Below are 13,504 nucleotides of genomic sequence, written 5' to 3'. Positions count from 1 at the left end.
GTTCACTTTAAGTTTGATACAAGTAGGTCGCAGGGGGCAGGAGGCAGGGAGTAGAGGGAAAGAATTCAAAACCATTAATTTTGTATCAAGATTTTCGTGAATTGGTCTAGCATAGCAGCTAAATTCCGCATCCCGACATCTGACACCCTAGAGTATCGATTCACTAATCAAAAACCTACACCTGTCAGGAGGGGTTGGGGGAGAGGTTCTTTCAGGATTACTGAATTGATGTTCTAGCGATTCAACGGTGTCCAATTACCAGAAGGAACAAACGCCGCCCAAAATTGCGGATGCTCATACTCCTGACTATTGAGCATTTCCAACTGTGCAGCACGTAACGCTTCATGTCTCCCCTTAAGAGCCTGCAAGTTCTGGTAATACTTCACCATTAAATCTTTCGTCGCCGCATCATCCACCAGCCACAAACTTAAAACCTGAGTTTGAGAACCAGCAATTACCAAAGCCCGACGCAAACCATAAACACCATCGCCAACTTTGATATCACCCTTCCCAGTATCACAAGCTGACAGCACCACCAATTGATTAGAACGCAAATCTAAGCCAGCTACTTCCAACGCTGTCAACACGCCATCATCATTGTTGTTGATTGCTTGTTTGCGTTTATTGAACCCAGCCAACGCTAACCCAGAACGCAACAAGGGATTTTCAACTTGTAAAATTTTTGGGGCGCGTGGAGTTCCTTCAAAATCTGTTGATGCGTTGAGATTTTGTTCAGCATCAGTGATAAAGAAACCGTGAGTAGCCAAGTGTAAAATATTGGGACTTTGTAGTTGTTTAACTGCGGTTTCTGTGGCATCTTTACCTAATAGTAATTTGGCATTCGGCAAAATCTTTTTAATAGCATCAGTTTCTTCTTTAGTAGCAGCTAACGCTTCAAATTCTAGGTTTGCTAAATCACCAGAACGTTGATTTTGAGAACCTCTGACACCATCTGTCTTAGCAGAGGCTACCGTTTGTCCTTGGTTGTTGTAGTCAATATCTGCCAGCACTACAGGTGCAGAAGCATTTTTAACATTTGATTGAAACCGTAATAAATCTCGCCCACTGGTGAGGTAAGAAAAAGCATAACGCTCAATTAAAAATTTATCTTGCTCATCCTTTAATGCTTCAAAGGGAATTAATGTTAATTGCCCATCAGGAGAAATTAAAAGATGACTCGCATCACCCAATAAATGACGGATGGGTGCGACTAATTTTTCATCTAAACTGCGGGCGAGTTTTTTAAATGTTCTTCCAGTGGCTAAATTTGCACGGAAATCAATGGCTAATTGATCAATTTCTGCTGCTTCACCTAAATCAACCCACTTTGGTTCACCCCTAGAGCGCAACACTGCTGCTGCATAGTGGGGTTTACCAAATTTTTGAGCATCTGTTTTGGCTTTAACGTTGAATGGTCGATACTGGATAATTTCTACCAAGGCTGCATCTTTGGGGATTTTGGCTTGAATGGCTGCTAACTCTATTGGTTGTGTTTGTGTACGAAATTCGGCACTTTTAGCACTAATAGTTGCTTCTAACTTTTCTTTCTCGGCATCTAGTTGCTCAAGCTGAGTTTTAGGGTTAGTAGCTTGTCTTAGTGATTGGGAGAATACTAAGACTGAGAGTTGCTGTTGTATTTGCAACCACTGAGCAAATAATTTTTGAGTTTCTGGGTTTTTGTCAAGTTGAGCGCGTAGTATTTGGATGCTGTCAGCAACGACATCTAATACTAATCCTTTGCGACGTATTACTGTAGTTAGTGCTAAAGATGCGGCATCTGAATTGTTACGTGCTTCTTTTAGAGACAAAGACACAGTAATATTAGTTGTCCCTGTAAAAGTTTTCACGTAATTCTGTTTTCTTTGTTCTGAGCCGACGGCAAAAATCAGATTAAGATTTTGCGCTTCAATTTCTAAACCACGGTGTAAGAAATTAGTAGTACGAGTAATATCACCCTGTGCTTGGTACAGTCCAGCCAAATTATTCAAGCTTTCGGCGACAGAAGCATGTTCTTTACCCAGCACCTTCTCTCTAATAGCTAGGGAGCGTTGAAACAAAGTCTCCGCCTGTTGATATTTCTCCTGTTCTCGATACAGTGCAGCCAAATTATTTAAACTCCTGGCGACCTCTGGATTTTCTTTCCCTGATACTTTCTCATAGATAGCCAAAGAGCGGAGATACAATGGTTCCGCCTGTTGATAGTTCCCCTGTGCGTAGTACAGTGCAGCTAAACTAGTCAAGCTAGAAGCGACCTCTGGATGTTCTTTACCCAGCACCTTCTCATCGATAGCAAGGGAGCGGAGATACAGTGGTTCCGCCTGTTGATATTTCCTCTGTACTAGATATAGTAGTGCTAAATTATTCAAGCTATTGGCGACGGAGGGATGTTCTTTACCTAGCACCTTCTCTGAGATAGCAAGGGAGCGCAGATGTAGTGATTCTGCCTGTTGATAATTCCCTTGTCCAGCGTACAATGCAGCCAAATCATTTAAGGTAGAGGCCACTAATGGATGTTCTTTGCCAAGTACCTTCTCTGAGATAGCCAGAGAACGGAGATACAGAGATTCCGCCTGTTGATATTTCCCCTGTACTAAATACAGTACAGCCAAACTACTCAAGCTATTGGCGACATTGGGATGTTCTTTACCCAGCACTTTCTCTCTAATCGCCAGGGAGCGTTTTAATAAAGGTTCTACCTGTTGATAATTCCCCTGTGCTAAATACATTGCAGCCAAATTATCCAAGCTAATGGCGACATTGGGATGTTCTTTACCCAGCACACTCTCTCTAATCGCCAAGGAACGTTCTGCTAAGGGGATAGCGATACTGTATTTTCCTTGTTGCGATAACTTTACTATCTGTTGAGCTAGTTGTTCCGCTTCTTTTAAGGCTGCTTGTTGCTCTGGTGAATATGCGCTTGGTTGCTGTTGCGCGATCGCTTTAACTGGCAAACTTAACAATAACCCTGTTGTCATCGCACCTGCTACCATCCAAGGTGTTAGGCAGATACCCGCAGCGTTAATCGCACTGAGTAATTTTTTCACTCTCAACTCACAAGCTTGTAGGTTTGGCTATGAAGTAAATCATGCCGTCTTCAGCGCTTTCCGCAAAGCAGTTGTGATAAAAGTCAAAAAACTTTTTATTCTTCTTTGCATCTTTGGGCTTTTGCGTGAGACAAAACCACATCCCACAACACCCAACGCAGAAAATTTCCTGACGCTTCCACTTCAAAGCCTCACCTTTCACTCTTTGAACCTCAACGTTCGAGTAAAAAGGTTCAACTTTCAGCTTCATAACTCCATCGTTCCACCTCAGAACACGAAACTTCAAGCTCAAAATAAGAACGTTTTCACTTCAAACAAGAATGTTCTTACTTCAAACAGGAACGTCTTCACTTCAAACAAGAACGTTCTCACTTGAAACAGGAACGTTCTTACTTCAAACAAGAATGTTGCCGTTTAAGTAAGTCGGTGAGAATAAACCTAACCATATAACAGAATGTAGAATCGGCATAACCCTTGTGATTGCTACCCTGCGGGAACGCTACGCGAACATTCCACTTCGTTTCATTCGCAATGACATAGCGTGTATTTAAGCCGTTCTACTTAGAACCTGAAATGTCAAAATTCGATGTAGACGAGAAGCGGCTTGTCGCCAGACATCGCATTTGCTAAAAATTGTAGTGACTGTCTTTAAAGTTAAGCGATCTTCATCCGTATATCTGTTGGGTTGCGCTTTGCTACACCCAACCTACGTTAAATACTGAAAAGCCGAGATGAGGAGAAGCAAGTGGCGTTAGAGCCTTTAATTCTTGCTCCCCTTCCCTTGTAGGTAAGGGGTTGAGGGTTAGGTTGGAGGAAGGTTGCACACGGCGTAATTCTAACCAAACTGCTCAATAATACCGCCGCCTAAAACTTTTTCCCCGTCATACCAAACCGCTGCTTGTCCAGGAGTAATGCTGAACTGTGGTTCATCAAATACCAAGCGGACGCGGGAATTTTCCAGAGGAATTACTGTTACTGGTACAGGCTGAGAACGATAGCGGACTTGCACTTCGGCGTGAATGGGGGTGGCTGGTTCAGCGATGGAAACCCAATTTACTCGGCCTACTGTACATTCTGGCTGAGTTACCTGGGTGCGATCGCCCACCACGACACGATTATTTACAGCATCTAATTCCACCACATACAATGGTTCCGCTGCCGCAATTCCCAAACCTTTGCGCTGACCAATTGTGTAATGATGTACACCATCATGCTGTCCCAAAACTTTGCCTGTTGTATCCACAATATCGCCTTGTTTGGGAGCGAGATACTTATCTAAAAATGCCCGCATGGAACCGTTGCTTTCCACTAAGCAGAGGTCTTGACTTTCGGGCTTATCGGCGGTTTTCAAATTATATTCAGCCGCAATCCGGCGGGTATCTGCTTTTTCCATTTCTCCCAAGGGAAATACAGAAGCTGCGAGTAAATCTTGAGACAAATCATACAAAAAATAAGACTGGTCTTTGTTGCGGTCAGCTGCCCTTAATAATTGATAACGATTAGTTGCTTCATCATAGCCAATTCGGGCATAATGACCTGTAGCAATGCGATCGCATCCCAATTGTTCACGGGCATATTCCACCATTGGGCCAAACTTCACCGTTTTATTACACTGCGAACAAGGCAACGGTGTAATGCCGATACTGTAACCAGATACTAAATAATCAACAATATTTGTCTGAAAGACATCCCGAATATCGACAACTTCATGGGGTATCCCCAGTTGTTCGCAAATATCAGCCGCGTCGATCATTCCTTCAGAGCAACATTGCCCTTTGCCTTTCATTAGCCAAAGGGTTAAACCAATCACTTCATAGCCCTGATTATGCAGGATAGCAGCAGCGACAGAACTGTCAACGCCACCGGAAAGACCAACGACAACTTTTTTCATATCTCTAATTTTTTTAGACTAGCAGCTGCTGACGATAAAATTATCCAAAACTTTCACGTGATTCAGCACTAAAACAGTACTCAGAGCGCGAGTAGAGGCTTTTCACACAAGCACAACACGGCAGCCGCGCGACTGCTCAATTGTAGCATATATATCTCAAACCCTTACTAGTTAAGCACTTGGGTTACTAAATGAATAATTCGTCATGACAACAACTAAAATTTTGTCAGTATAGCGATCGCTAAATAAGTTAGGGCAGAGACTAATCATCAAATATGGATACTTAAAGGCTTTCAAACCTGTTCCCTAATATGTATCCATTGCCACCTGTCCCTGCTGAATTTATGCTTAGACTATATAGCTTGAAAAATGTTGTTACTACTATGTCCATACAGTTATCAGGTCAGTTTATGGCATTGCCAATAATACCGTTAATTTTGGGAAGTTCCTTAGCAATTATTTCCCATACTCAGCCAGCCCAAGCACAAATCAACAGTCATCATATTTTGCTGTCACAACAAACAGTAATTGAGACATTACCACCACCGCCAGATACTTTAGTCACTCCTGAAAATCAACAAACTTTACCCCAATTACAACCAGGGCAAATTCAGCAATATGAGCCAAATCCGCTGATTTACCCATCCACAGACAGTCAATCTCAGCCACAGCCTGTAATTGTTCAACCAAGTCAGCCAAATCAATACAGCCAGAACTTTGAACGCTACTTTGTATATGTTGATAGCGATAATTACCAAACCCTGCAAAGAGTCCGCCAAATTGAACCAGGGGCTTATATCCGGCAATATCAAGGACGTTCTATTATTCAGTCAGGAGTATTTAACAGAGCATCTAACGCTCAACAGCGTGTCAGACAATTAGAATCATTCGGGATTCGTGGCGCACAGGTTGTCAGCTTTGCTAACGGACAGGAAATACAGACTTTTAGCAATAACACCAGAGGATCTTCTGAAAATAAAAAGAATAGATACTATGTTGTTATTCCAGGGAAAACCCAAGACTTGCCGATAATTGCTGACACAATTATCCGTAAAAGTGGATATTCGAGTTTAGTTCAAGAAAGACAAAAGCCATACGGCCCCCATGTAGCGGTAGGGCCGTTTGCAGAACGCGGTGATGCGGACAGATGGAATAAATATGTACGGGATTTAGGATTTGGTGATTCCAGAGTTTATTACAGTAGGTGAGTGCTGATTAATGAGTGCTGAGTTAAAAGTTAAAAAGTAAAGAGTTTATGCCAATTTTATAACCTTTAACTCAACTACTATTAGCAGATGAACTGGGAAATTTTTAATAATGGAAAACGCATCTCCTATTAATATCAATCACTCTCAAAATAGGCAAGAATATATTTCTCAAGTTGTAGTCACCGCTGGGCAAATGCGGGATATTGAAGGGCGGATATTTGCCGCTGGAATGCCTGTAGCTGCTTTGATGGAAAAGGTAGCGGGACTGATTACCCTTCGTATTCAAGAGTTGTTTCCCTTGTCTAGGAATATTTATCGTGTAGGGATTTTAGTTGGCCCTGGTCATAATGGTGGCGATGCGTTGGTTGTCGCCCGTGAATTACACTTTCGTGGGTATGAAGTTTGGATATATTCGCCTTTTTCTAAGTTAAAGGAATTAACTGCTCAACATTGGCAATATGCTCAAAGTTTGGGTATTTCTTGTTACGAAACTCTTGAACAATTGCCGAATTGTGATTTTTTAATTGATGGTTTATTTGGGTTTGGGTTAGAAAGACCGCTTACTGATGCGATCGCTTCCGCAATTAATCATTTTAATGAATGGCAAAAACCGATTATTAGTATTGATATCCCTTCGGGTTTGCATACCGATACGGGCGAGGTTTTAGGGACAGCGATTTGCGCTACTTACACCTTATGCTTGGGCTTGTGGAAGCTGGGTTTATTGCAGGATCATGCTTTAGAGTATGTTGGCAAAGGGGAATTAATTGATTTTGATATTCCGTTTGCAGATGTAGAAGCAATATTGGGAAATACACCGAAAATTAAACGGATTACTAGAAAAACTGCACTTGCTAGTTTACCTTTGCCGCGTCCAGCAGTGACACATAAGTATAAAGCAGGACATTTATTATTAATTTGTGGTTCGAGACGTTACGCTGGCGGGGCAATTTTAACAGCTTTAGGGGCGCGGGCTAGTGGTGTGGGGATGCTCTCAGTGGCTGTTCCTGAATCGTTAAAATCTATTTTGGTGTCGCACTTACCAGAAGCATTAATTATTGGTTGCCCAGAAACCGAGAGTGGGGCAATTTTACAACTACAATTACCAGAAAATACAGACTTAAGTTCTTTTAATGCGATCGCCTGTGGCCCTGGTTTAACCCGCGAAGCGACTCCCATTGTCAGAGAAGTTATTGAGAGCGATCGCACTTTAGTTCTCGATGCCGATGGTTTAAATATTCTGGCACAACTGGGAACTATCCCCACCTTACAACAGCGCCAAGCGGCAACTGTACTTACACCTCACACTGGCGAATTTCAAAGATTATTTCCTGATGTTTCTGATGCCAAACATGACAGAATCCAAGCTGTCAGGGAAGCCGCAGCCCAAACTGGCGCAGTAGTATTGTTAAAAGGCGCGAGAACTGCAATAGCCAATTCTCAAGGTGTAGTCTGGATTAATCCCGAAAGTACCCCAGCTTTAGCTCGTGGTGGTAGTGGTGATGTGCTGACGGGTTTACTGGGAGGATTATTAGCACAAGCAGCTACAAAACAACTTCCTATAGAAAATATTGTAGCTACTGCGGCTTGGTGGCATTCTCAAGCTGGAATTTTAGCAGCACAAGAGCGTACAGAACTAGGTGTAGATGCGTTGACATTAACACAATATTTAATGTCTGCTGTCAGGATTCAACAGTGCTAATCTAGTGCATTCAATGAGAGCAATCACTATTAAATATATTGCTTAAAGTACTAATTTCGATACACTGAGTTTAATTATGGGGATTTCCTTATTCCCTTTTAAAATTTTACCTTCGGTTTCTTCTAATTTCATCAAATACCAATACCCCTGTTGCGAATAGTAACGGTAAAAAATAGTATATGCCGCGATAAGCCAGCATTGAGCCTAAAACAGCCGCTGCGGAAATTTTAGCTGAAATAATTAATAAAATTACTGTTTCAAATACACCTAAACCACCGGGAACATTACTCACAATCCCCGCGAACATTGCTAATAAATAAATTCCTAAAAAGTCTAGATAAGATAAAGCTATGTTGGTAGGTAATAAAGCATAAAGTACCGCTGCGGCCAACATCCAATCTAAACTAGAAATAATGATTTGCATCAAGGATATTTGCCACGATGGAAAGCGAAATTCATGGTTATGAATAATTAATGTGTGTTTAATAAATAAACTACTAATTAAATAAATAATAATTAAGGTGAGAAATACCACACCAATAGGACGTAAGGTAGTAAATTGTAAATGTAGTTGCGTAGGAATATTTAAAGGGTGAATCAGAAAGAGTAACCCAGCAACCGCAAACATTCCTAACCAAAAATTGAAATTAACAAAGGCAATTATTTGGGCGATCGCAATTGGTGAGACTTGCCATCTAGAATAAAAACGATAGCGGATAGCACTACCTGTCAACAAGGCAAAACCGATAGTATTGCTGAAGCTAGAACTAATAAAATTAGTCAAAGCAATCTTTTGCCAGTGTAGGGCATGATGAATATAAGCAAAGCCCAAAACATCATACCCAACCATCACTAAATAACCTAAAGCCGTCAACAAAATTGCCCAAATCAGGCGTTGTTTGGTAATTGCAGCGATCGCCGCCAGAATATCATGATAATTATACTCGCGTAGTTCGTTAGCGATCGCCCATACAGACAACACCAGCAGCAACAAGCCAAATAAAGAACTAAAGTTAATTCGCAGCTTTTTGGGCATTCTTTAAATCCTATTCGCAAATATTCCATTACCTTGACACAGCATTGTCATATCACAGGCTTAAGCTTTGGATGGAAAACAATCACAGCTTAAATAAGTAATGTAGCAACTTTCCATGACAGATGATGACTGTTTTGAAGATGCCTTAATAGGTTCCTCAATTCACCTGCGGCGAGGAATAAATCTACAAGTTTGCCATAGTCCTGGTGTGACTCCGTCGATAGTTTTTATCCACGGAGGAATGGGCAATCATTTTAACTTTAGAATGCAATATGAATTTGCCCAAAATCAAGGTTGGGAAGTTCTAGCTTATGATTTAGCTGGACATGGAAAGTCTAGCTGTTACTCGCGTTATTCTATCGGACGACATTGCCGAGATTTAGGGCGATTATTACATAAGTTTGGCATTATATCGCCTGTGTTATTTTGTCATAGCTATGGCGTTCCTATCGGTTTAGAATTTGCCCAACACCATCAAGTAAGTGCCATGATTGCTATTGCTGGTGGAACTCATGATTTAGCACCTTGGTGGGAAATTCCGTTGATGAAGTTAATGGCTTGGGGTGGAAGATATCTTTATCATTTACCAAGAGTGCAAGTCTTCAATAACTTTCTCTCAACTTCCTACCGTCACAGCGTCATGGAAAGATTTTTTGCGGAAAATCCTATACCAACTGATTTTGATGCTTACAAAGCCTTAGAAATTTTTTGGGACTATAACTTTTTTGTTCGTCATCCACTACCGCAGAATTTGCATATTCCAACTTTAGTAATTACTGCGGGAAAAGACCCCATGTTTACCCAACAAATGGGGGATGATTTAGCGAGTCACTTTGTGAACAGTACTCACTTACATTTTGCCCAAGCTGGACATCTCGTAATGGCAGAGTGTGCAGAGTTAGTTAATCAAGCGATCGCAAATTGGTTAAACCAACAAGTTTATTTTTAACTTCTGACTATGAACTACAAAAAAATCCTACTACTAATTTCAGTAATATCTTTAGTTGGTTGTAAATATTCTCCAGGTGTAGCGGCGAAACTACCAGAAACAATCACAGCTTCCTTACCAGCGCAACCAAATGCTAATATCTTAGCTACTCCCCTCACCTATAAAATTGAGTCTTACGACAGCCAAGTAATGCTAGGAAAACGTACATACGGCGTTTCTTTACCCCCTGGCTATGAACAAAATTCCCAACAACGTTACCCCGTAATTTTTCTGCTTCATGGTGGACATGGTGAACCCATTGATTGGTTCAGCGATAAAAAAGGACAAGCACTCAAAACTCTAACCAAACTCTACACCACAGGGAAATTACCACCCAGTATTGTCATTACGCCCGATGGTAACGACAAACGCGGCTCTAGCCCTTATTTTGATCCCCAATATATCGACGGCCCCAATGGTAAAGTTTCTACAGCCGTGGGATCTGAACTGGTAAAAGTAGTGCAGAGTCGTTATCGCACTTTACCAAATCCCGATTTTTGGGCGATGGGTGGATTATCTTCTGGCGGTTGGGGGGCAATGAATGTCGGGTTGCATAATTTGCAGAACTTTTCAATTTTATTTAGCCATAGCGGTTATTTTAAAGATAATAGTGGAGCGCAAAATAGCCCAATAATTTATATCAAAACTCTGCCTAACCAAGCAAAAAAAAGATTGCGAATTTATCTAGACTCAGGTCTATCTGATACCGAAGAGCTTGATGATGCTAAAGCATTTATGCAAGTTCTTAACCAACAAAAAGTTTACAATCAATTTCGACAATTTCCTGGCAGTCATACTTGGCAATATTGGCGAGAACATTTAGCAGATTCTCTAACATTTGTTGGCGAACAATTCCGGATTGCGGAAATTGCCCATGCTGCTGATAATTTAGGTGTTAATCAGCAAACACATAAATAATAAGATTACCCACTTCTTAAAGAAGTCGGGGATATTAGCCTCTTTTACGAGCTATAAATACATGAAAATTTCTAAAATTTTTCTAAGTTTAGCAGGTGCGATCGCTATTCTTAGTACTACAACATATTACTATGTTTTTATCTTAGGTGCGCCACAATTAGATCCACCCCAAAAACAAGCAGATACAGGCTTAAAATTTCAGATAGAAACTTTCAATTCCCAAGCTATGGGTACAGTTCGCCAATATGGTGTGATTTTACCTCCTAACTATCAGAAAAATCCCCAAACCCGCTATCCAGTTATATTTTTATTACATGGTGGCCATGATGATGCGCGTGCTTATGCTGATAAATACGCCATCATCAGCGTATTACATGAATTATATAAAACTGGCAAATTACCACCATCAATTATCATTACACCAGATGGTAATGATAATCGCGGTTCTAGCCCTTTATATGACCCCGATTATTATGATGGGACTAATGGCAAAATTGCGGCTTTAATTGGTTTAGAATTAGTACAAGTTGTTAAGTCACGCTACCGGACTTTAGAGCAACCACAATTTTGGGCTTTAGGAGGTCTATCTTCTGGTGGATGGGGAGCATTTAATATTGGGTTACGCTATCTCAACAACTTCAATATATTATTTAGTCATAGCGGTTACTTTACCGATAACAGTGGAGCGCAAAATAGTCCTTTACAAATAGTTCAACAGCTATCAATTGTTGATAAAAAACGACTAAGAATATATCTTGATGCAGGTTTGAATGATTCTAATTTGTTGGCTTCTACTAAAGCTTTTCACCAAGTCCTAAACAAATTAAATATAGCTAATGTCTTCTATGCTTTTCCTGGAGGCCACGGTTTATCTGGAGCCGATATTGGCTGGAATTACTTTCACAAGCATTTAAAAGATTCCCTCTCTTATGTGGGAGAACAATTTAAAGCAGCTAAAAAATAGTTACGTGGATTTTAGTAGATAAATATAATAATAATAATTTAAACTAACTAATGATTAAGAACTTCAAAACTCAAATTGGACTTTGGAGCGTAGCTGTCCTAACTGGGTTAGTGGGAATAGTCAATGTTTTATCCGCAGTTACACCAAACTTGTATGGGCGGAATCATTGGTTAAAGGAATTTTTACCATTTGAAATTCGTGCCAGCGGTCATATATTTGCTGCCCTAACAGGCTTTGTTTTGCTAACATTAGCGACTAATTTATTACGCCGCAAGCGTGTTGCTTGGCTATTATCAATTAGTTTATTAATTATTTCGATTTTTAGCCATCTACTCAAAGGATTAGATTATGAAGAAAGTATATTGTCTGGTATCGTGCTAGGACAATTAATTTTGATGCGCCATGTGTTTACAGCCCAATCAGATAGACCTTCAATTGCTAGAGGTGTGCGGGTATTGATTGGGGCTTTGCTGTTTACCTTGGCTTATGGAACAGTGGGATTTTATTTATTAGATGGTAAATTTACAGAAAACTTTAATTGGCGAGAAGCCATAATTCAGACTTTGGCAATGTTTTTTGCTGAAGATAATTGGGGGTTACAACCTACTACTAAATTTGGAGAATTTTTCGCTAATTCTATATATGTAATTGCTGCAAGCACAGTTACCTTTGCAGTCGTGATGCTGTTGCAGCCTGTATTTTTGGCAAATCCAGCAACTTCCATTGAACGACAAAAAGCCAAAGAAATTGTTGAACATTATGGTTGCTCTTCGTTAGCAGCATTTACACTGTTAAGTGATAAAAGTTACTTTTTTAGTCCTTCTGGTAAAAGTGTGATTGCTTATGTACCAAAAGGACGGGGTGCGATCGCTCTTGGAGATCCCATCGGCCCAATTGAAGACCGCAAAGAAGTAATTGTCAGTTTTCAGCAGTTTTGTCAACGCAACGATTGGTATCCAGCCTTTTATCAAACTTTACCCGACGATATCGACCTCTATACTTCGCTAGGATTTAGGGTACTGAAGATTGGCGAAGAGGCGATCGTTGACTTGCAGAACTTTACTCTACAAGGTAAAGCGGGTAAAAACTTTCGCCCATCAATTAATCGGTTAACGAAACTTGGATATCAAGTCAACTTTTATCAACCGCCCATAGCAAATGACTTGTTACATCAACTCAAACCTGTGAGCGACGAATGGTTAAAGATGGCGCAAGGCTCAGAAAAACGCTTTTCTTTAGGGTGGTTTGACGAAACTTATCTGCGTAATTGCATAATTGCGGTTGTGCATACTCCAGAAGGTGGGATCGCGGCTTTCACCAACGTTTTACCAGAGTATCAGCTAAACGAAATCACCATTGATATGATGCGCCATCGTTCCACAATGGAAAATGGGATGATGGACTTTCTATTTACTTCCCTACTGCAACATTTTAAAGAAGAAGGCTACGATAGCTTTAATTTTGGACTTTCCGCTTTGGCTGGAGTTGGTGACAATCCAGAGTCACGCCGCTTAGAGAAAGTTCTACACTATCTTTACGAACATTTAAACCACTTTTACAACTTCCAAGGCTTACACGCCTACAAAGACAAGTTTCGTCCTAGTTGGGAACCCCGTTATTTGGTTTATCCTAGTTTAACAGCTTTACCTAATGTCGTTGTCGGCTTAATACGCGCCGACTCAGGCGATCGCCTCCTCGATTATTTCAAACCAGGAGCCTAATTAATTGACGGTGTTGGGGGATAAATTTTAGA

At 40.7% G+C, this 13,504-nt stretch carries 10 protein-coding genes; 6 read left to right on the top strand and 4 right to left on the bottom strand.

What is annotated here, in order from left to right:
- Window positions 1-233 precede the first annotated feature (233 nt).
- From NCWK1_RS16145 to mnmA, 3 genes are all read right to left on the bottom strand, one after another.
- Window positions 234-3,044 (bottom strand): tetratricopeptide repeat protein, encoded by a 2,811-nt coding sequence (locus NCWK1_RS16145; protein WP_245894914.1) that lies wholly within the window; start codon window positions 3,042-3,044, stop codon window positions 234-236.
- Window positions 3,045-3,051: 7 nt separating this feature from the next.
- Window positions 3,052-3,294, bottom strand: coding sequence for a hypothetical protein (locus NCWK1_RS16140; protein WP_103125406.1), 243 nt, complete (start codon window positions 3,292-3,294; stop codon window positions 3,052-3,054).
- Between the two features lie 585 nt (window positions 3,295-3,879).
- Entirely contained in the window at window positions 3,880-4,935 is a 1,056-nt protein-coding gene (gene mnmA / locus NCWK1_RS16135) for a tRNA 2-thiouridine(34) synthase MnmA (protein ID WP_103125405.1), read from the bottom strand.
- Window positions 4,936-5,345: 410 nt separating this feature from the next.
- On the opposite strand from mnmA, the gene NCWK1_RS16130 reads away from it, so the two are divergent.
- Both NCWK1_RS16130 and NCWK1_RS16125 read left to right on the top strand, forming a co-directional pair.
- Window positions 5,346-6,143, top strand: coding sequence for a hypothetical protein (locus NCWK1_RS16130; RefSeq protein ID WP_245894913.1), 798 nt, complete (start codon window positions 5,346-5,348; stop codon window positions 6,141-6,143).
- Window positions 6,144-6,252: 109 nt separating this feature from the next.
- Window positions 6,253-7,845: an NAD(P)H-hydrate dehydratase gene (locus NCWK1_RS16125; protein WP_103125403.1), complete on the top strand. Its 1,593-nt coding sequence runs from the start codon at window positions 6,253-6,255 to the stop codon at window positions 7,843-7,845.
- 106 nt (window positions 7,846-7,951) lie between these two features.
- Here NCWK1_RS16125 and NCWK1_RS16120 read toward each other — a convergent pair whose 3' ends face one another.
- Window positions 7,952-8,881: a lysylphosphatidylglycerol synthase domain-containing protein gene (locus NCWK1_RS16120; protein ID WP_103125402.1), complete on the bottom strand. Its 930-nt coding sequence runs from the start codon at window positions 8,879-8,881 to the stop codon at window positions 7,952-7,954.
- Window positions 8,882-8,996: 115 nt separating this feature from the next.
- Here NCWK1_RS16120 and NCWK1_RS16115 point away from each other — a divergent pair, with 115 nt between their 5' ends.
- The 4 genes from NCWK1_RS16115 (at window position 8,997) to NCWK1_RS16100 (ending at window position 13,472) form a co-directional block, all read left to right on the top strand.
- Window positions 8,997-9,830 carry an alpha/beta fold hydrolase gene (locus NCWK1_RS16115; RefSeq protein WP_103125401.1) on the top strand — a complete coding sequence of 278 codons (834 nt, stop codon included), beginning with the start codon at window positions 8,997-8,999 and terminating at the stop codon, window positions 9,828-9,830.
- 9 nt (window positions 9,831-9,839) lie between these two features.
- A complete protein-coding gene (locus tag NCWK1_RS16110) occupies window positions 9,840-10,787 on the top strand; it encodes an alpha/beta hydrolase (RefSeq protein ID WP_103125400.1) in 948 nt (315 codons plus the stop codon).
- A gap of 61 nt (window positions 10,788-10,848) precedes the next feature.
- The gene (locus NCWK1_RS16105; RefSeq protein WP_103125399.1) at window positions 10,849-11,751 is read left to right on the top strand and encodes an alpha/beta hydrolase; all 903 of its coding nucleotides are present in this window, start codon (window positions 10,849-10,851) and stop codon (window positions 11,749-11,751) included.
- Window positions 11,752-11,801: 50 nt separating this feature from the next.
- Window positions 11,802-13,472 (top strand): phosphatidylglycerol lysyltransferase domain-containing protein, encoded by a 1,671-nt coding sequence (locus NCWK1_RS16100; RefSeq protein ID WP_187308163.1) that lies wholly within the window; start codon window positions 11,802-11,804, stop codon window positions 13,470-13,472.
- Window positions 13,473-13,504 lie beyond the last annotated feature (32 nt).

Origin of the sequence: Nostoc cycadae WK-1 (assembly GCF_002897135.1) — a bacterium.
Lineage (GTDB): Bacteria > Cyanobacteriota > Cyanobacteriia > Cyanobacteriales > Nostocaceae > Nostoc_B.
This window is presented reverse-complemented; position numbering and strand designations above follow the sequence as displayed.